This window comes from Streptomyces sp. NPDC048248, assembly GCF_043201875.1.
Lineage (GTDB): Bacteria > Actinomycetota > Actinomycetes > Streptomycetales > Streptomycetaceae > Streptomyces.
Genome location: NZ_JBICZL010000006.1, coordinates 331,850 through 350,288, shown reverse-complemented (window position 1 = coordinate 350,288; position 18,439 = coordinate 331,850). Strand labels below are relative to the sequence as shown.

Below are 18,439 nucleotides of genomic sequence, written 5' to 3'. Positions count from 1 at the left end.
CTCGGGGGCCCGGGTACCCCGACGGTCGCGCGACACCGCGTCCCCGACGTCAGCCGGAGCAGGCCGAACGCTCGGCCTCCTGCCATTCGCAGACCGGGCACAGGACGATGCCGGGGCGGGTGACCGGATACTCGGTCGGCTCGCCGCACTGCACGCAGTCGGCGAAGGGCGGACCGGCAGCGGCGTCGGCACCGGCACCCGTGGCGCCGGAGCCCTCGGGGGCGCTGTCGCGGTTGCGCGTGTGCGCGTCGGTGGCTGCCATACCTCCGAGCGTACGCCCGCCGGCCATGGCAGCGGGGCGGCAGTGGCCGGGCGCGCCCGGCCCTCGGGATCCGGCCGAGGTCAGGCCCTGCGGGAGCTGAGCGCACAGGCGACGGCCGTCGCCGCGGCCGCGATCAGGACGGTGGCGGCCAGCGGCAGCCACGGGGTGTGGATCGTTCCGTGTGCGGAGCCGGTGACCAGGCCCGTTACGGCAGCGTTGGCGGGCGAGGCGCTCAGCACGAGCAGCAGCAGCGCGGCGAGCAGTCCGGCGGGCACGGCGGAACCGGGGCTGCGCAGGACCGGCCAGTTGCACAGCGCACCGACCGCGGTGCCCAGCAGCACGCAGGCGAGTTGGGCGAGCAGCCCGGCGCCTGCCGCGGGCAGGACCGGCACGGCGCGGTGATCGGCGGAGTGCGGGTCCGAGAGCAGTGCGACGAAGGCGACGCCGACCAGCCCGAGGACCTGTGCGGCACCCGCCGCGGTCAGAACGCAGGCGAGGTGCACGCGGCCGGGTCCGGCGGCGGCCGCGGCACAGTTGCGGGCGGCCGGCGGCTCGTTGCCGACGCAGATCCGGGTCAGCCACGCCGCGAGGGGGAGCAGCGCGGCGGCGGCGTAGCCGTACGCGTCGAGCACGGGGCCGCCGGTCTGCACACCGACGGCCAGGAACGAGGCGTACAGGATCGCGGGCGCGAGCCAGCGGTGCGAGCCGAGGAGCAGGGCCGCCTGATAGCGGAGCAGCGCGGTCACGGGAGGGGAATCTCCTCTTCGGGGCCGGGGCCGGGGCCGGCGCCGGGGTCCGGGTCGGCGTCGAGGTCGGGGACATGCTCGGCGGAACCCGTCCCTCCCTCGGGCGGGTCCGCGGTCACCGCGCGGATGTGCCAGGGCGGACGAGCGGTGAGCAGGGCACGCAGCAGCGCGTCCGAGTGGACGGCCGGGACGCTCAGCAGGGTCGACCCCGCAGGACCTGGCGCCAGGTCCGGATGTCCCGGGAGGCTGTGCCCCTCGGGGCGCGTGGCGCCGCCCGGCGGGCCCAGGGCATCGATGATCACGCGTGGGCCACGGTCCGCCGCGCTGCCGTCGCCGGGCACCGCGTCCGCATCCCCGGCCAGCAGCCGCCCGTCGGCGACGCGGTAGCGCGCGTCGGCCGCGCCTGCCAGGCGTCGTGGGTCGTGGTCGACGAAGACGACGGTGCCACCGGCCGCTACCCGCTCGGCGACGGCGCGGTCGAGCTCGTCGCGGGCCGCAGCGTCCAGACCGGTCCACGCCTCGTCCAGGACGAGGAGTTCGGGCTCGGCGATCAGCGCCTGGGCGACGGCGACCTTCTGGCTCGTCCCCTTCGACAGGTCGGCCAGCGGCGTGCGCGCGTGCCCGGCCGCTCCGAAGCGGGTGAGCCACTCCGTGGCGCGACGGTCCGCTTCGGGACCGCGCAGGCCGTGCACGCGGCCGAGGTGGGTGAGGTAGCCGACGGCGGTGAAGGGCAGGGCCGCCGGGAACCGCTCGGGGACGTACGCCGTACGCGGGCGTCCGGTGATCCGCCCGGTGGAGGGCCGGTCGATCCCGGCCAGCAGCCGCAGCAGCGTGGACTTTCCGCTGCCGTTGGTGCCCTCGACGCGCAGCAACGCGCGGGCGGGTACGTCCAGGTGCACGTCCCGCAGGACCCAGTCCCCCCGTACCCCGTACCGCCGCCCGACTCCGTTCAGCCTCATGGGCTTCCCCCTCCCCCGCTTGTCCCCGACAGTAGCGGGGTCAGTTTCCCGCGGACTTCTCGGGGCGCAGCTCGCTGGGCCGCACGATGACGAACCCCTCGCCGTCCAGGCGGAGTTGGACGGCCTCGCCGGAGCCGCCGCGCAGCATCGAGCCCATGCTCTGCGACCGGTGGAGCGAGGTCTGCAGGGAGCTGCTCCAGCCGACCACCGCATCGGTGTCGACGAACACCGGGGCCTGTGAGGAGACGGGGATGACGATGGGGTTGCCCTCGCACATCACGCCCAGCTTGCCCTGGCCGCTGAAAACGGAGTTGAAGAGTCCGCCGCCGACCATGCCGGCGCCCTTGACGACCTTGATCTCGTAGGCCAGCGACGGGTCGAAGCACAGCACGTTGCGGCCGTTGACGGTGATGCCGTCGCCGGGAGCGAGGTCGATGATGAAGCAGTTGGCGGCCTCGTGCGCGAACCACACCTCGCCCTTGCCACGGACGGCCATCAGCGCCAGGCCCTCGCCGGTGACAGCCCGCTTGAGGAACTTGCCGACGCCCTGTCCCTGCTTCTCGAACTGCAGGTCGCCGCGGTAGGCGATCATCGCGCCCTGGCGTGCGTAACACTCCCCTTCCAGCGCGTACTTGAGCGACTTCGCGTTCTGCTGCGTGAGGCCGGGTGCGGTGGCCTGCGTGGCCATGTTCTCGGAGGCGAAGAGGTCACTGTTCATGGCCAGGATGCTAGGCCGAACGGGAACGGAGGGGGGTGGAATCCGCGGGCCGAGCGCAGCGGGGGCTCGCCGCCGATCGCACCGACGTGGTCCGACGGTGGCCGCCGCCGGGGCCAGCCGCCCCGGCGGTCGCTGCGGCGCTGTCGGAGGCGGCTGGCAAACTGGGCGGGTGACCAGCGCAGAGACCACCCGAGCCGTCCGATCCACCGGTTCCCTCGGCAACACCGACGCCGCGGGCCCGGCCGGCCAGGACCGCCCGGCTCCCCACGCCGCCGCGCCCCAGGGCGCCCCGGCCCCTCAGGACGCCCCGGCCGGCCGGGAGGAGACCGGCCCGGAAGCGGCGCCGCAGTTCGTGCTGCCGCTGGTCGCGCGGATCGAGCGGGCCGAGCCTCCGGCCCGTACCGACGCGCTGGAGACGGCGGCGCGCGCGGTGCTCGTGCTGCTGTCGGACGAGCGGGCGGTCGGCGAGGGCGAATGGGCCGCCGCGGTGCGGGACTGGCAGGACGCGCAGATCCGCAAGGTGGTGCGGCGGGCCCGCGGCGCCGAGTGGCGTCGGGCCCAGGAGCTGCCGGGCATCACCGTCCGCGGCCGCCACGCCGAAGTGCGCGTCTATCCGCCGGTGCCGCTGGACGGCTGGCCCAAGGACCTCGCGCGCCTCCAGGTCTCGGGTACCGAACTGGACGACCCGGCGGCGCCCGAGGCGCCCCCGGCGGACCGGCCGGTGCTGTGGTTCAACCCCGAACTGGAGATGTCGGCGGGCAAGGAGATGGCGCAGGCCGGACACGGCGCGCAGCTGGCGTGGTGGGGTCTGAGCGTGGAAGAGCGGGCCGCCTGGCGCGCGGCCGGCTTCCCCCTGGCCGTCCGTTCCGCGGCTCCGTCCGCCTGGGACGCGCTGACCCGCAGCGGACTGCCCGTCGTCCAGGACGCCGGGTTCACGGAAGTCGCCCCGGGATCGTGCACGGTCGTCGCCGACCACCCCGCCCTGCGCCGGACGCCGCCGGGCCGCTGAGCGCGGTGCGTGCGCCGCTGCGGCCGGTGTCCGCGCTCACGGCAGTGGCGCGGACGCGGTGGCCGTGTGCGCCGTGCGGCACCTCTGCGTGCCCACGGCGTCCGGATCCGGCCACCCGACGGGCGGGCTGCCCCGGCGGGGCGCAGCGGCGGGTGCGGGGACGCCCGTCGGGTCCACGGGATCCCTACCACTCCCCCGGTGAAGCTCAAATCAACCTCTGAACCGCGGGGCTGCAGGGTTCGGCCTGCCGTGGCGGGGTGAAGAGTACCCACACCACGGAGGGGACGGGGGAGCTATGGAGCGCCTGGGAACGGGAATCGGCTGGCGGCCGGAAATCGCCGCGGAGATCGCGGAACTGCCCGGCGTGGACTGGGTGGAGGTCGTGGCCGAGAACATCTGCCCCGGCCATCTCCCGCCGGCCGTGCAGGAGCTGCGCGCCCGCGGCACCACCGTCGTCCCGCACGGCGTCTCGCTCGGCCTCGGCGGCGCGGAGCGTCCCGACGCCGGCCGGCTGGCCGCCCTCGCCGAACGCGCCGAGGCCCTGGGCGCGCCGCTGGTCTCCGAGCACATCGCCTTCGTCCGGGGCGGCGGACCGCTGACCGCCTCGCCATCGATGGAGGCAGGCCATCTGCTGCCGGTGCCGCGCACCCGGGACGCGCTGGACGTGCTCTGCGAGAACGTCCGGATCGCCCAGGACGCGCTGCCCGTACCGCTGGCCCTGGAGAACATCGCCGCGCTCATCAACTGGCCCGGCGAGGAGATGACCGAGGGCGAGTTCCTGACCGCCCTCGTCGAGCGGACGGGCGTGCGGCTGCTCATCGATGTCGCCAACCTGCACACCAACCACGTCAACCGGGGCGAGGACCCGGCCGCCGCACTGGACGCGCTGCCGGTCGAGGCCATCGCCTACGTCCACGTCGCGGGCGGCGTGGAGCGGGACGGCGTGTGGCACGACAGCCACGCCCACCCCGTGACCCGACCCGTCCTGGACGTACTCACCGAACTCTGCGCCCGCATCACCCCGCCCGGGGTGCTGCTGGAGCGCGACGAGGACTTCCCCGAGGGTGGCGAGCTCGCCGGTGAACTCGACGCGATACGCACTGTGCTGAAGGAGGCCCGCGATGTCCGGGCAGTGTGAGTCCATGACCGGCCGGGGCGGGCCCGACACCGGGTCGACGGCCTCGCAGGCCGACCGCAACGAAGCTCCGGAGACCGGCACCGAGGCGGCGCGGCAGCGGCTCGCTCTCGCGCAGACCGCGCTGCTGTCGGCCCTGGTCGCCGGGACGCCTGCCCCGGAAGGCTTCGACCGTGCCCGGCTCCGCGTGCAGAGCAGGGCGTTGACCGCCAAGCGGGCGTCCGTCGTGGCCAAGGTGGCTCCCGAGCTGCCCGGGATCCTCGGCGAGGACTACCGGGCCGCCTTTACCGACTACGCACGGCACCGCCCCATGAGCGGCGGCTACCGGCAGGACGCCCTGGACTTCGCGACGTTTCTGCTGGCCCAGGACCGTCCCCAGGATGCTGCCGCACGCCGGGAGCTGACGCAGTGGTGGCGCGACCGCGCGGGACCGCGGCCGCCGTCGGCCGGGCCTCTGTCCCGCCTCGCGCGTGCCCTGCGGCGTGCACCGGGCCGGGGGTGACCGCCATGTCTTTCGACATCTCCTTCGCGCAAGGGGTGTATGCGGGCGTCCTCGCCTCGTCGCTGCTTCTCATCATCGGGGTGGCCGCCTCCGGCCGCCGGACGCGGTCCACCCGGCTGGTGGACGCCCCGACCCAGGATCCGTGGGAGATCGCCTTCCTCGCCGGCGGCCCTGCCCGGGTGGCGGACGCCGCGATCGCCACGCTGCACGAGGACGGCCGGCTCGCGATCGGCGGTCCCGGCGTGGTGAGCGTACGTCAGGCCATTGCCCGGGACCCGGTCGAGCAGGCGGTGCTCGACACCCTCGCCCGGACACCGGGAGGGGCGCTGGCCATGCTGCGCGCCGGCTTGATGCGCAGCCCCGCGGTCCAGGAGATCGGCGACCGGCTGCAGGCGCGGGGCCTGATGCGCAATCCGCGGCGCGCCCGGGTCTGGCGGAGGCTGGCCGGCGCACACATGGCGGCGTGCGCGGCTGTCCTCTTCCTCAGTGTGCTGCTGACGCTCTCGGGGGCGATCGAGGAGGCTTTCGACGAACCACCCACCTTCTTCACCATCGCCCCGGCGGTGTTCGTGGGCGTCGCCGTCGGATCGATCTGCAAGCGCACGGCCGGCCGCCGGATCACCAAGGCGGGGTCCTTCACGCTGCACACGGCGCGGGTGACCCACGCCCCCGCCGCCCCGGGCGCGACCCTGCGTCCCGCCGGACTCGTGGTGGCGCTCGGCGGCACGGCCCTGCTCACCGACGGGGTCCTGCGGCAGCAGCTCGCGGAGGCACAGCGTGCCCAGGCGTCGTACACCGGCTCCGCCACCACGTCCGGCGGTTCCTCCGGGTACGACTCCGGCTGGAGTGCTCCGGGCGACGGCACGGCGTCGTGGTGCGGTTCCTCCGACGGGGGTTCCGGTTCGGGGTGCGGCAGTTCGTCGTCCGGCGGCTCGTCGTGCGGCAGCGGCTCGTCGTGCGGCAGCGGGTCGAGCAGCTGCGGCGGGTCGTCCTCCGGTGGGTCGAGCTGCGGCGGGGGCTCCAGCTGCGGCAGCTGACGCGGGCCGGGAGGCCGGGGAGCACCGGAGGCCACGTCACCGAACGGGACGCCGGCACCGGCAGGGACGGCGGTGACGACACCGGCCACAGGGGTACCCGTGCGCCCGGACGACACGGCCGGCGGGGCGGGCGCGCGAGGCGTCAGCAGTGCCGGGGCCAGGGGTCGACCGACGCCCGCGCCACCCTCAGGGCGCTCGCCGTCCACGGGCCGGACGCGCTCGCCGGTCCCGCCCTGCGGGCGGCGCTCCACTCTTCCGGGGTATAGCTGCCGACACCGGTGCCCGGTGCTTTACATCGGCAACGACCGCCTCAACTATCCCTTTTGTATGCACACCGTGCGGCCCAGTGCACCAGCCTCTCGCCGTGCGCCGCGCACCACGCACCACACGAAGGGACGTTCGTGAGAGCACTCGCGTTGTACGGCACCATCGGGTCGCTGGTCCTGACCGCCCTCGCCACCGCCCCGGCGGATGGTGCCACCGGGCCCTCGACAGCGCCGCCGGCCCCTGTCCCCCACCCCATTGCCTTCGGTCGGTGCGCACCGGTGGAGCATCTGCCCGCCACCGTCGAGTGCGGCAAGGTGACCGTCCCGCTCGACTACGCCCGCCCCAACGGCAAGAAGATCGACCTCACCGTCAGCCGGATCCGGGCCACCGCGCCCAAGGAGCGCCAGGGCGCCCTGGTCTTCAACCCCGGCGGTCCGGGCGCGAGCAGCATGGAGTTCCCGCTCTACGGCGCGCTCCCCAAGTGGCGCAAGACGGCCCGCGCCTACGACTTCGTCGGCTACGCGCCGCGCGGTGTCGGCCGTTCGGCTCCGCTGTCCTGCCAGAACCCGAAGGAGTACACCAAGGCGCCCACCGAGAGCCAGAAGTTCCCCACCGACGAGTTCAAGCGCCAGAAGCAGGCACAGGCCAAGGCGTACGCCCAGGGCTGTGCCCGCAACGCCGGGGCGGACCTGCCGTTCTACAACTCGGTCAACAACGCCCGCGACCTGGACATGGTGCGGGCCGCGCTCGGTGAGAAGAAGCTGACGTACATGGGCGCGTCCTACGGGACGTACTTCGGCGCCGTCTACGCGACGCTGTTCCCGGGCCACGTGCGCCGGATGGTCTTCGACAGTGTGGTCAACCCCGATCCCCGGCAGATCTGGTACCGCAACAACCTCGACCAGAACATCGCCTTCGAGCGCCGCTGGGGCGACTGGCTGCGCTGGGTCGCCAAGCACCACACCCACTACCGCCTCGGCAAGGACGCCAAGGCGGTGCAGCGCGCTTACGACTCGGCCGTGAAGAAAATCCGCCGCACCCCCCTCAACGGCAAGATCGGTCCCGCCCAGCTCCAGGCCGCCTTCCTCAAGACCGGCTACAACGACGCCTACTGGCCGCTGCGCGCCGAGGCGCTCGCGGGCTTTGCGCACGGCAACTCCAAGCCGCTGATCGCCCAGGCCACTCCGCGGGCCGAGGGCGCCAAGGCCGAGGAGAACGGCAACGCCGTCTACACCGCCGTCGAGTGCAACGACGCGGCGTGGCCGCGCGACTGGCAGACCTGGGACCGTGACAACACCGAGGTCGCGCGGGTGGCACCGTTCGAGACCTGGGACAACGCCTGGATGAACCTGCCGTGCGCCTACTGGCCGGACCGCTCGGCGTCGGCCCAGGCGGGGATCGCGGCCGCGGCCGACAAGACGATCCGCCAGGCCGCCGAGGGCGGCGACCGCAGCGGCGACAACGGCCTGGCCGAGGCCACCGCGCACGCCGCAGCGACCGGCGTGGACGACGCGCTCAACCCCGGGCTCCACGGTCCGGTCGACGTCCGCACGGAGCCCGGCGCGCTGCCCCCGGTGCTGCTGCTCGCGGCGGAGCGGGACGCGGCGACGCCGTACCCGGGCGCGCTGGAACTGCAGCGGCGGCTGGCCGGCGCCGCGCTGGTCACCGAGAACAAGGCGGGCACGCACGGCATCGCCCTCGGCGACAACGACTGCGTGAACGCGTACACCGAGGCGTATCTGCTGCACGGCAAGGTCCCCGGGCACCGGGTGTACTGCGCCCCGCGCGCCGAGCCGGAGCCGGGCAAGCCGGCGGTGCGGAAGAAGTAGCGCCGACAGCCGCGGCACCGAGGAACAGCACTGCGGGCCGTCCCCCGAGGGGGCGGCCCGCAGTGCTGTGCTGCGCGGTCAGGCCAGGCCGGTGACCAGCTCGGAGACCGGCTTGCGACGGCCGGTGTAGAACGGGATCTCCTCGCGGACGTGGCGACGCGCCTCGGAGCCCCGCAGATGACGCATCAGGTCGACGATGCGGTAGAGCTCGTCGGCCTCGAACGCCAGGATCCATTCGTAGTCGCCCAGCGAGAAGGACGGCACGGTGTTGGCGCGGACGTCCGGGAAGCCCCGGGCCATCTTCCCGTGGTCGGCGAGCATCCGCCGGCGGTCCTCGTCGGGGAGGAGGTACCAGTCGTAGGAGCGCACGAAGGGATAGACGCTCACGTAGTCGCGGGCGACCTCGTCGGCCAGGAAGGCCGGGATGTGCGACTTGTTGAACTCGGCGGGGCGGTGCAGCGCCATGTTCGACCAGACGGGCTCCAGCGCGCGGCCGAGGCGGGTGCGGCGGAAGAGGTTGTACGCCTCCTGAAGCGCGTCCGAGCTCTCGGAGTGCCACCAGATCATGAGGTCGGCGTCGGCGCGCAGGCCGGACACGTCATAGGTGCCGCGCACCACGACGTCCTTGGCCGAGAGCTGCGAGAACAGCTCCTCGACCTCGTCGGCGTAGCCGCTGCGGTCCTCGGGGAGCACATCACGCAGCTTGAAGACCGACCAGAGGGTGTAGCGGATGACCTCGTTGAGGTCCTTCGCCTTCTTGCCGGCGTTCGGGGCCTTCTCCGGCGCGGCCGCGGAGGTCGCGGCCTCGGAAGCGGGGGTGGAAGCGTCTGTCATGCCGTCCATTGTCCCTCGCTCCGGGCGGCGCCCGGCGTCAGGGTCCCGAGGATCTCGTCCGCGGCACGCCGCGCGGAGCCGACGCAGGCCGGGATGCCGACGCCGTCGAAGACCGCGCCGCACACCCGCAGCGCACCCGGCAGGCCGGCCACCGCCTCACGGATCGCCGCCACCCGCGCCAGGTGGCCGACGTCGTACTGGGGCAGGCCGCCGTCCCAGCGGGTCACGGTGGTCGCGACCGGCCGGGCGGCCAGGCCGACCGCCGCACCGAGGTCGGCGAGCGAGAGAGCGACCAGGTCTGCGTCGTCGCGACGGAGGTCGGCGTCGTCGCCGTACCGGCCGATGGACGTGCGCAGGACGAAGAGGTCGGGGTCGGCGTCCCCGATCCAGCCCCACTTGCGGCCGGCGAACGTCGCGGCCTTGATCCGGTGGCCGTCGACCGGCGGTACGAGGAAGCCGCTGCCTTCGGGCACCGTGTTCAGATCGGACCGGCGGAAGGCCATGGTGACCAGCGCCATCGAGGCGTAGTCGACGCCTGCCAGCTCGGTGGCGGCGGCCGGGCAGTCGGGGCGCAGGAGGCGCGCCGCGTCGCCGGCCGGCGCGGCCATGACCACCGCGTCCGCCCGGATCGACCGGTCGCCGGCGCGGACCGTCCAGCCGTCCCCGGCCGTCCAGCCCAGCTCCCGCACCGGGGTGGCGAGGAGGATCTCGCCCCCCGCGCCGCGCACGGCGTCGGCGACGGCGCCCGGCAGGGTCCCGATGCCCCCTTCGATGCCCATGAAGACCGGTCCGCCGGGCGGCGCCGCCGCGGCCGCACGCGCCTGCACGGCCCGTACGCCCGCGATCAGTGACCGCTCGGCGCGAGCGGCGTCGAAGAGCTGCGGGACGGCGGCGCGCATCGAGATGCGGTAGGCGTCGCCCGCGTAGACGCCGCCGAGCAGCGGCTCGACGAGCCGGTCGACGACCTCGTGGCCGAGCCGTGCCGCGACATAACTGCCGACCGCGACATCCTCGCCCGCCTCGGTGCGCTCCAGCGTCTCGTCCCTGGCGATCCGCGCCAGCCCCTCCTCGGAGACCACCCCGGAGGCGGCGAGCAGGTCGAGGTCCCCGGGGACACCCATGACATGTCCCTTGGGCATCGGGCGCAGGGCGCCCCGGGTCCACAGGGACGCGGAGGCGGTGGTGGGCGGCTGCAGCCGGTCGCCGAGACCGACTTCACGGGCGAGCCCTACGGCTTCCGGCCGCCTGGCGAGCATGGACTCGGCCCCCAGATCGACCGGTACGCCCGCGATCTCGCCCGCGCGAAGCTTGCCGCCGAGCCGGGCCGAGGCTTCCAGGAGCGTCACCCGGGCGCCGCCCTCCAGGAGGCGGTGCGCCGCCGCCAGGCCCGAAATGCCCCCGCCGATGACGACGACGTGCCCGACGTCGCCGGGCTCCCGGACCGTACCTGTGTGCGCTGCGCTCATGTCCCCACTCTCTCAGAGGCCGTCGGACTGACGGCCGGTCGGGCCCGGCGACGGCCGGGAGTCCGCACGGAGTCCTGACCGTGACCTCATCGGGACCTGCGGACGGCAACCCCCGGTCGCCAGGGGTCGTCGAAAAGGCAACATCGGCACACCACTTCGGGGGGACAGGTCATGCGAGGAGCACGACGAGTACGGGGGACGTGGGGCCCACCGGCCGGGCGCCGGGCAGCCACGGCGGGTGTGCTGCTCGCGGCATCCCTGACCGTCGCCGGGTGCGGTGCGGCGGGCGAGGCGAGCACGGCCGGTGACGCGAGGTCCGACAAGGGGGCGGTCGCACCGAGCCAGGCGGCGGGCGGCCGCTACGCCCCGGGCGGGCAGCGAGCGGGCGACCGTGTCGACGGCGGGGCGACCGCGGAGGACGGCACGGCGGCGTCGGACGGTGCGAACGGCTCGGACCGGGACGGCAAGACGGCGAAGGCGGCCGCCGCCCAGATCATCAGGACCGCCACGGTCACCGTGCAGACCGAGGACGTGCCCGCGGCCGTGGCCAAGGCGCGGACCGCGGTGGACGGCGCGGGCGGCTACGTCGGTGACGAGACCACCGATCAGGACTCCGAGGGTCACGACAGGTCGCGGATCGTGCTGCGGGTCCCTCCCGCGGAGTACGACGCCGTGCTGGCGCGGCTCTCCGGGCTCGGCAAGCTCGTCTCCCGCCAGGTCTCGGCCAAGGACGTCACCGACCAGGTGGTGGATGTCGACAGCCGGATCGCGACGCAGCGGGCGAGTGTGGCGCGCGTCCGCACGCTCCTCCAGAAGGCGACGACGATCAGTGACATCGTCTCTCTGGAGTCCGAACTCACCACCCGCCAGGCGAACCTGGAGTCCCTCCAGGCCCAGCTGAAGTCCCTCAAGGACCGGACGGGGACGGCCACCGTGACGCTGCTGCTGCGCGAGCCGGACGCGGCCCCGGAAGAGGAGTCGGACGACCCGACGTCCTTCGGGGACGCGCTCTCCGGCGGCTGGCACGCCTTCACGGCAGCCGTGCGGTGGGTGCTGGTCGTGATCGGCGCGGTGCTGCCGTTCGCGGTGGCCGGGTCCCTGCTGTACGGGCTGTGGCGGCTGATCCGCAACCGGATACCGGCCGGTCTGCGCCGGCGGCGCGGCCCGGGCGGGGACACCGCGAAGGCCGCGCTCGCGCAGCAGCCCGCCGGTCCCGTGCCCGGCGAGGCCGACGCCGCGCACCCGGCGGCGGACGCGTCCGCCGCCGCAGGCGCCAGGGGAGCCACCCGCTCTCCGGAAGGTGGCTGACGGCCCCGTTGACAGCAGCGGGCGGCGGGCAAAGACTCGGACCGGGCGGTCTCGATCTTCGTATCCGCCCGCCGACCATCGAGCCGGGACAGCGAGGACACCGTCTGATGACCGACCCACGCGTACGGGATGTCTATGTCGTCGATGCCGTACGGACCCCCGTCGGCAAGTACGGCGGCGCCCTGGCCGGAATCCGGCCCGACGACCTGGCCGCCCATGTCGTCAAGGCGCTGGTGGACCGCACGCCCGAGCTTGATCCGGCCCGGATCGACGATGTCTGCTTCGGCGACGCCAACGGCGCGGGCGAGGACAACCGCAACGTCGCGCGGATGGCCGTCCTGCTCGCCGGGCTGCCGGTGACCGTCCCCGGTGTGACCGTCAACCGCCTGTGCGGGTCCGGTCTGGAAGCGGTGATCCAGGCTGCCCGCGCCATCGCGCACGGCGATGCGCACATCGCCGTGGCCGGCGGCGTGGAATCGATGAGCCGCGCGCCGTACGTCCTGCGCAAGCCCGACCGCGCCTTTCCCGCGGGCCACCAGGAGATGTACTCCTCCACGCTGGGCTGGCGAATGGTCAATCCGCGGATGCGCCCGGAGTGGACGGTGTCGCTGGGCGAGGGCGCCGAGCTGATCGCCGACCAGCACGGCATCACCCGCGAGCAGCAGGACGTCTTCGCACTGGCCAGCCATCAAAAGGCCGCCCGGGCCTGGCGGGAGGGTGCGTACGACGCGGAGGTCGTGCCGCTTCCCGGCGTGGAGCTGGAGCGCGACGAGACGATTCGCGAGGCGTCGTCACTGGAGGCGCTGTCCAAGCTGAAACCGGTGTTCCGTGCCGCCGGCGGCACCGTCACGGCCGGCAACTCCTCCCCGCTCAACGACGGCGCGGCCGCGCTGCTGCTGGTCGACGAGGAGGGCCTGCGGGCCACCGGGCGCGAGCCCCTGGCCCGTATCCGGGCGAGCGCCGTGACCGGCGTCGAGCCGCAGCTCTTCGGGCTGGGCCCGGTGGAGGCCGTGCGGCATGCCCTGGAGCGGTCCGGGCGGGGCCTGGCCGAGGTGGCGACGTTCGAACTCAACGAGGCGTTCGCGGCGCAGGCGCTGGGGTGCGTCGGCCAATGGCCGGAACTCGACCCGTCCGTGGTGAACCCACGCGGCGGCGCCATCGCCATCGGTCACCCCTTGGGCGCGTCCGGTGCCCGTCTCGCGGGCTCCGTGGCCCATCAGCTGGCGGCACTCGGCTCGGGTACGGGCCTGGCCGCGCTGTGCATCGGCGTGGGGCAGGGGCTGGCGCTCGTGCTGGAGCGATAGGGAGCCGGCCCGCTCCGTAACCGTCCCGAGTGAGGAAGTGACGATGCGGGAGAGCAGCCGGGCACAGCTCGGCGACGTCGCCGTGCCGGACGGTACCGCCGCGCCTCCCCGCGGACTGATCATTTTCCTGAACGGTACGTCCAGTTCCGGCAAATCGAGCATCGCCGATGCGCTGCTGCACACCCTCGACGAACCGTGCTTCCACATGCCCGTCGACTCCTTCCACGCCATGCGGTCCCGCAAGGAGCTGTCGCCGGACGACCTGCGGGCCGTGCTCCACCGCACCTGGCGGGGCTTCCACCGGGCGGTCGCCGGGATGGCGGACGGCGGCAACACCGTCGTGGTGGACCACGTCCTGAGCCAGCCCTGGCGACTGCGTGACTGCCTCGGCCTGTTCGCTCCCCGGGACGTCGTCTTCGTGGGCGTCCGCTGCTCCCGGCAGGAGGTGGAGCGGCGCGAGCGCGCCCGCGGTGACCGCCCGACGGGTCTGGCCGCCGCCCAGATGGAGAACGTGCACGCCCACGGCGTCTACGACATCGAGTGCGACACGACCTCCACCGGCCCGGCGCAGTGCGCCCGGCAGATCAAGGACTTCCTCCCCCGCCGCCCGACCCCCACCGCCTTCGAAAAGCTCCGCCTGATCCACCAGGGCCGGGCGGGGCAAGGTGGCGAGACCGGCGCGGCGGGGCCCACCGGGACGTGACCCACGCGGTAAGGGGTACCAGAAGCGGCGCGGCGCGGACGCGCCACGCGGACGGCTGAGGGAAGGGCGCGGGATGGCAGAGCGACTGGTGATCGTCGGCGGCGACGCGGCGGGCATGGCGGCGGCCTCACAGGCCCGGCGGCTGAAGAAGCCCGACGAGCTGGAGATCACCGCCTTCGAGCGGGGCCACTTCACCTCCTATTCCGCCTGCGGCATCCCGTACTGGGTCGGCGGCGATGTGGACGGCCCGGACGCCCTGATCGCCCGCAGCGCCGAGGAGCACCGCGAGCGCGCCATCGATCTGCGGATGCGTACCGAGGTCACCGAGCTCGACCTCGACCGCGGCCGGGTGCGCACCCGCGACCTGGAGGACGGCGGCAAGGAGTCATGGACCGGCTTCGACAAGCTGGTGCTGGCGACCGGCGCCCGCCCGCTGCGCCCCGGCCTGCCGGGCATCGACGCCCCCGGCGTGCACGGTGTGCAGACCCTGGACGACGGCCAGGCCCTGCTCGACACGCTCACCGCCTCCTCCGGCAGGCGCGCCGTGGTCGTCGGCGCCGGCTATATCGGCGTCGAGATGGCCGAGGCGCTGATCCGCCGCGGCTACGAGGTCACCGTCCTCGAACAGAGCGAGCAGCCGATGTCCACCCTCGACCCGGACATGGGCAGCCTCGTCCACGAGGCGATGTGCGGCATGGGCATCGAGACCGTGTGCGGGGCGACCGTCACGGCCGTGCTGACCGATTCCGAGGGCCGCGCCCGTGCGGTCACCACGCAGGACGCGGAGTATCCGGCGGACGTCGTCGTGCTCGGCCTGGGCGTGCGCCCCGAGACCACCCTGGCCGAAGGGGCCGGCCTGCCGCTCGGCGAGTCCGGCGGGCTGCTCACCGACCTGGCGATGCGGGTGCGCGGCCACGACACCATCTGGGCGGGCGGCGACTGCGTGGAGGTCCTCGACCTGGTCTCCGGGCGTCACCGCCACATCGCGCTGGGCACCCACGCCAACAAGCACGGCCAGGTCATCGGCAGCAATGTGGGCGGCGGCTACGCCACCTTCCCCGGCGTCGTGGGCACCGCCGTCAGCAAGGTCTGCGATCTGGAGATCGCCCGCACCGGGCTGCTGGAGGCCCAGGCCCGCGCCGCCGGCCTCGCGTTCGTCACCGCCACCGTCGAGGCCACCAGCCGCGCCGGCTACTACCCGGGGGCCCGCCCGATGCACGTGAAAATGCTCGCCGAGCGCCGTACGGGCCGACTGCTCGGCGTGCAGATCGTGGGCCACGAGGGCGCGGGCAAGCGGGTGGACATCGCCGCGGTGGCGCTCACCGCCGGGATGACGGTGGAGCAGATGACCGCCCTGGACCTCGGCTACGCCCCGCCGTTCTCCCCGGTGTGGGACCCGGTGCTGGTCGCGGCCCGCAAGGCGACGGCGGCCGTGCGGTCCGCGGGCATCTGACCGGCGGGGCGGCGCCCGCTCAGCGCGCCGTCTGGGTGTGGACGTACTCGACGAGGCGGGTCAGCGTCTCCGGGTCGGTGCTGGGCAGCACGCCGTGGCCGAGGTTGAAGATGTGGCCCTCAAGACCCGCCGCGGCGTCCAGCACCTCGCGGGCCTTGGCCTCCACGGCCTCCCGGGGGGCGAAGAGCACAGCCGGGTCGATGTTGCCCTGGAGCGCCTTGCCGGGGCCGACCCGGCGCGCGGCCTCGTCCATCGGGACCCGCCAGTCGGCTCCGACGACATCCGCGCCCGCCTCGCCCATCAGGCCCAGCAGCTCGCCGGTGCCCACGCCGAAGTGGATGCGCGGCACGCCGTAACCGGCGACCGCGTCGAAGACCTTGGCGGAGGCGGGCATCACGGAGCGCTGGTAGTCGGCGGGCGAGAGCGCCCCGACCCAGGAGTCGAAGAGCTGGACGGCGCTCGCCCCGGCCTCGATCTGCACCTTGAGGAAGGCGGCGGTGATGTCGGCGAGCCGGTCCAGGAGGTCGGCCCACAGCTGCGGGTCGCCGTACATGAGCGCCTTGGTGCGCTCGTGGTTGCGGGACGGGCCGCCCTCGACGAGGTAGCTCGCGAGCGTGAAGGGAGCACCGGCGAATCCGATGAGGGGGGTGGCGCCCAGCTCGCGGACGAGCATGCCGATGGCCTCGGTGACGTAGTCGACGTCACCGGGCTCCAGGAGGCGCAGCTGCTCCAGGTCCGCGCGGGTGCGGATCGGGTTCTCGACGACCGGGCCGATGCCGGGCTTGATGTCGAGGTCGATGCCGATGGCCTTGAGCGGCACGACGATGTCGCTGAAGTAGATCGCCGCGTCGACGCCGTGCCGGCGGACCGGCTGCAGGGTGATCTCGGTGACCAGGTCGGGCCGCATGCACGAGTCGAGCATCGCGATGCCCTCGCGGACCTTGCGGTACTCCGGCAGTGAGCGCCCGGCCTGGCGCATGAACCACACCGGCGTGTGCGGCACCGGCTCGCGGCGGCATGCCCTGAGGAATGCCGAGTCGTACGTTCCGCTCTGCTGCTGGCCCGTGATGGGGGTCTCCCCTGCTCGATCCGAGTGGAGGCTCTGGGGAAGGTCGTTGGCGCTCACGCCCAAATCTTCGCACGTGCCCGAGGACACCTCCGAATGGGCGACGCGCGCATCGGGTGTCCTCCCCGTATGGCGGCCTCGTTCCCCCTACTCTTCCGGGCATGGCTGCGGCTCAAGAACACCTCGCGGACAGCGCGGACGAGACCCCGATCCCCTTCCGTCAGGCGGTCGAGGCGCTACGGGCTGCACGACTGCGGCCGGAGATCGAGATCGACCCGACTCCCCCGCCCAAGAGACTCGCCCCCTTCGCGTACGCGCTGGAGGCCGCGGTCGTCGAACCCGGCACCGGCCCGGACGGCGAGGACAAGGACCTGGCGGACGGCCGGCTGGTGCTGCTCCACCAGCCCGAGGGGCACGACGCCTGGCAGGGCACCTTCCGGGTGGTGACGCTGACGCGGGCGGAACTGGAGCCGGAGATGGGATCCGACCCGCTGCTCCCCGAAGTGTCGTGGTCCTGGCTCACCGGCGCGCTGGAAGCCCGCGGGGTGCGCTACGGCGAGCCGAGCGGCACGGTGACGCGGGCCGGCTCGCACTACTTCGGCGGGCTGTCCGCGCGGGAGCCCGCCACGCGGATCGAGATCAGGGCCTCGTGGACACCGACCGAGGGACCGGGCGGAGTGCCGGACATGGCGGCGCACCTGTCGGCCTGGTGCGATCTGCTGTGCCAGGTCGCAGGGCTGCCGCCGGCCTCGCTCGACACGGCGCGCGGCGGGGTCGTCCCGATGCCGCAGCGCCGCGGTCCACAGGCACGCTGAGCGCCTTTCCCCAACGGCCGGGCCCCGCCGCACGTCGCGGCGGGCCCGGCCGTTCCGCATGCCCGGGGCGTCCTCCCGGCATCGTGATCGTCCTCGCGGTCCGGGCCGCAGGGAACGGGCCGCCGCCCGCACGGCTCCGGCGGGCCCGACACTCCCTTAGGATCGAGCAAGCATCCGATTTGCCCGAATTGCCCCTAACTAAATCGTGATCAAACTCTAAAGTCCCGCTGGATTGCTGCCGAAGAGGTCAGTGACCCTTCAAACACGGATCATTCCGACGCCCCCGTCGGCTTCCCGCTTCCGTGCCCCCCGCCACTCCCCCCAGGAGGCCCGGTGTCTGTTCTCCTCGAGCAACCTTCGAGCCTGGTCGCCTACCGCCCGAACAAGCCGACGGCCATGGTCGTCGTGGCCGACCCTCGCGTTCGCTCCACCGTCACCCGCCACCTGTGGGCGCTCGGAGTGCGTGACGTGATCGAGGCGTCGTCCATCGCGGAGGCCCGTCCCCGCGTCGGCAACCCGCGCGATATCTGCGTTGCCGACGTCCACCTTCCAGACGGCTCCGGCCTCACTCTCCTCTCCGAGACGCGGGCCGCCGGCTGGCCCAACGGCCTCGCCCTGTCCGCCGCCGACGACATCGGCGCCGTGCGCAATGCCCTCGCGGGCGGCGTCAAGGGCTACGTCGTCACCGGCACCCGCACCAACCTCGGCCTTCCCGGCCGGCCCGGCGCCGCACCCATCGGCGCCAATGCCGCCCGTATGCAGCGTCGGCCTCCGGGCGCCCCCGGGCACCCCGGTGGCTACCGCGAGCTGTCGGGCCGCGAGGTCGAGGTGCTGCGGCTGGTGGCGGAGGGCCAGTCCAACAAGGCGATCGGCGTCTCGATGGGACTGTCCGCGCTGACCGTCAAGAGCCACCTCGCCCGCATCGCACGCAAGCTCGGAACCGGTGACCGGGCGGGAATGGTGGCGGTCGCACTGCGCACCGGCATCATTCACTGAGCCCGTCAGCCGCACGTCTCGCCCGTCGAG

The 18,439-nt window shown here is 73.8% G+C and carries 16 protein-coding genes and 1 pseudogene; 10 read left to right on the top strand and 7 right to left on the bottom strand.

The genetic code is table 11. The annotated features are described in order from the left end of the window. Window positions 1-49 precede the first annotated feature (49 nt). The 4 genes from ACGFZW_RS15125 to ACGFZW_RS15110 all read right to left on the bottom strand — a co-directional run bounded on the left by ACGFZW_RS15125 (window position 50) and on the right by ACGFZW_RS15110 (window position 2,685). Complete coding sequence (locus ACGFZW_RS15125; RefSeq protein WP_393893540.1) at window positions 50-262, bottom strand: hypothetical protein; 213 nt, start codon at window positions 260-262, stop codon at window positions 50-52. A gap of 80 nt (window positions 263-342) precedes the next feature. Further along, window positions 343-1,008, bottom strand: coding sequence for an ABC transporter (locus ACGFZW_RS15120; RefSeq protein ID WP_393893539.1), 666 nt, complete (start codon window positions 1,006-1,008; stop codon window positions 343-345). Beyond that, complete coding sequence (locus tag ACGFZW_RS15115) at window positions 1,005-1,967, bottom strand: ATP-binding cassette domain-containing protein (protein ID WP_393893538.1); 963 nt, start codon at window positions 1,965-1,967, stop codon at window positions 1,005-1,007. Before ACGFZW_RS15115 ends, ACGFZW_RS15120 begins: the two co-directional genes overlap by 4 nt. 40 nt (window positions 1,968-2,007) lie before the next feature. Continuing rightward, complete coding sequence (locus tag ACGFZW_RS15110; RefSeq protein ID WP_393893537.1) at window positions 2,008-2,685, bottom strand: AIM24 family protein; 678 nt, start codon at window positions 2,683-2,685, stop codon at window positions 2,008-2,010. 169 nt (window positions 2,686-2,854) lie between these two features. On the opposite strand from ACGFZW_RS15110, the gene ACGFZW_RS15105 reads away from it, so the two are divergent. From ACGFZW_RS15105 to ACGFZW_RS15090, 4 genes and pseudogenes are all read left to right on the top strand, one after another. Beyond that, entirely contained in the window at window positions 2,855-3,694 is an 840-nt protein-coding gene (locus ACGFZW_RS15105) for a peptidyl-tRNA hydrolase (RefSeq protein WP_393893536.1), read from the top strand. A 295-nt stretch (window positions 3,695-3,989) separates the two neighbouring features. Beyond that, window positions 3,990-5,331 (top strand): annotated as a pseudogene (locus tag ACGFZW_RS15100) (DUF692 domain-containing protein). Between the two features lie 5 nt (window positions 5,332-5,336). Beyond that, entirely contained in the window at window positions 5,337-6,368 is a 1,032-nt protein-coding gene (locus ACGFZW_RS15095) for a TIGR04222 domain-containing membrane protein (protein ID WP_393893535.1), read from the top strand. A gap of 401 nt (window positions 6,369-6,769) precedes the next feature. Further along, window positions 6,770-8,464 carry an alpha/beta hydrolase gene (locus ACGFZW_RS15090; RefSeq protein WP_393893534.1) on the top strand — a complete coding sequence of 565 codons (1,695 nt, stop codon included), beginning with the start codon at window positions 6,770-6,772 and terminating at the stop codon, window positions 8,462-8,464. A gap of 78 nt (window positions 8,465-8,542) precedes the next feature. Here ACGFZW_RS15090 and hemQ read toward each other — a convergent pair whose 3' ends face one another. Both hemQ and hemG read right to left on the bottom strand, forming a co-directional pair. Then, window positions 8,543-9,307 (bottom strand): hydrogen peroxide-dependent heme synthase, encoded by a 765-nt coding sequence (gene hemQ, locus ACGFZW_RS15085; RefSeq protein WP_393893533.1) that lies wholly within the window; start codon window positions 9,305-9,307, stop codon window positions 8,543-8,545. After that, window positions 9,295-10,764: a protoporphyrinogen oxidase gene (gene hemG / locus ACGFZW_RS15080; protein WP_393893532.1), complete on the bottom strand. Its 1,470-nt coding sequence runs from the start codon at window positions 10,762-10,764 to the stop codon at window positions 9,295-9,297. The genes hemQ and hemG overlap by 13 nt, the downstream gene beginning before the upstream one ends. A 171-nt stretch (window positions 10,765-10,935) precedes the next feature. Here hemG and ACGFZW_RS15075 point away from each other — a divergent pair, with 171 nt between their 5' ends. The 4 genes from ACGFZW_RS15075 (at window position 10,936) to ACGFZW_RS15060 (ending at window position 15,532) form a co-directional block, all read left to right on the top strand. Next, window positions 10,936-12,072 carry a DUF4349 domain-containing protein gene (locus ACGFZW_RS15075; protein ID WP_393893531.1) on the top strand — a complete coding sequence of 379 codons (1,137 nt, stop codon included), beginning with the start codon at window positions 10,936-10,938 and terminating at the stop codon, window positions 12,070-12,072. Between the two features lie 107 nt (window positions 12,073-12,179). Next, complete coding sequence (locus tag ACGFZW_RS15070) at window positions 12,180-13,376, top strand: thiolase family protein (protein ID WP_393893530.1); 1,197 nt, start codon at window positions 12,180-12,182, stop codon at window positions 13,374-13,376. Window positions 13,377-13,419: 43 nt separating this feature from the next. Then, window positions 13,420-14,079, top strand: a complete 660-nt coding sequence (locus tag ACGFZW_RS15065) for a chloramphenicol phosphotransferase CPT family protein (RefSeq protein ID WP_393893529.1) — start codon at window positions 13,420-13,422, stop codon at window positions 14,077-14,079. A 73-nt stretch (window positions 14,080-14,152) separates the two neighbouring features. After that, the gene (locus ACGFZW_RS15060) at window positions 14,153-15,532 is read left to right on the top strand and encodes an FAD-dependent oxidoreductase (RefSeq protein ID WP_393893528.1); all 1,380 of its coding nucleotides are present in this window, start codon (window positions 14,153-14,155) and stop codon (window positions 15,530-15,532) included. A gap of 19 nt (window positions 15,533-15,551) precedes the next feature. Here ACGFZW_RS15060 and hemE read toward each other — a convergent pair whose 3' ends face one another. After that, window positions 15,552-16,601, bottom strand: a complete 1,050-nt coding sequence (gene hemE / locus ACGFZW_RS15055; RefSeq protein ID WP_393893682.1) for a uroporphyrinogen decarboxylase — start codon at window positions 16,599-16,601, stop codon at window positions 15,552-15,554. Window positions 16,602-16,759: 158 nt separating this feature from the next. Between hemE and ACGFZW_RS15050 the strand changes: the two genes are divergently transcribed. Next, window positions 16,760-17,413 (top strand): DUF3000 domain-containing protein, encoded by a 654-nt coding sequence (locus ACGFZW_RS15050; RefSeq protein WP_393893527.1) that lies wholly within the window; start codon window positions 16,760-16,762, stop codon window positions 17,411-17,413. Between the two features lie 333 nt (window positions 17,414-17,746). Beyond that, window positions 17,747-18,409 (top strand): response regulator transcription factor, encoded by a 663-nt coding sequence (locus ACGFZW_RS15045; RefSeq protein ID WP_016573641.1) that lies wholly within the window; start codon window positions 17,747-17,749, stop codon window positions 18,407-18,409. The last annotated feature ends 30 nt before the right edge of the window (window positions 18,410-18,439 follow it).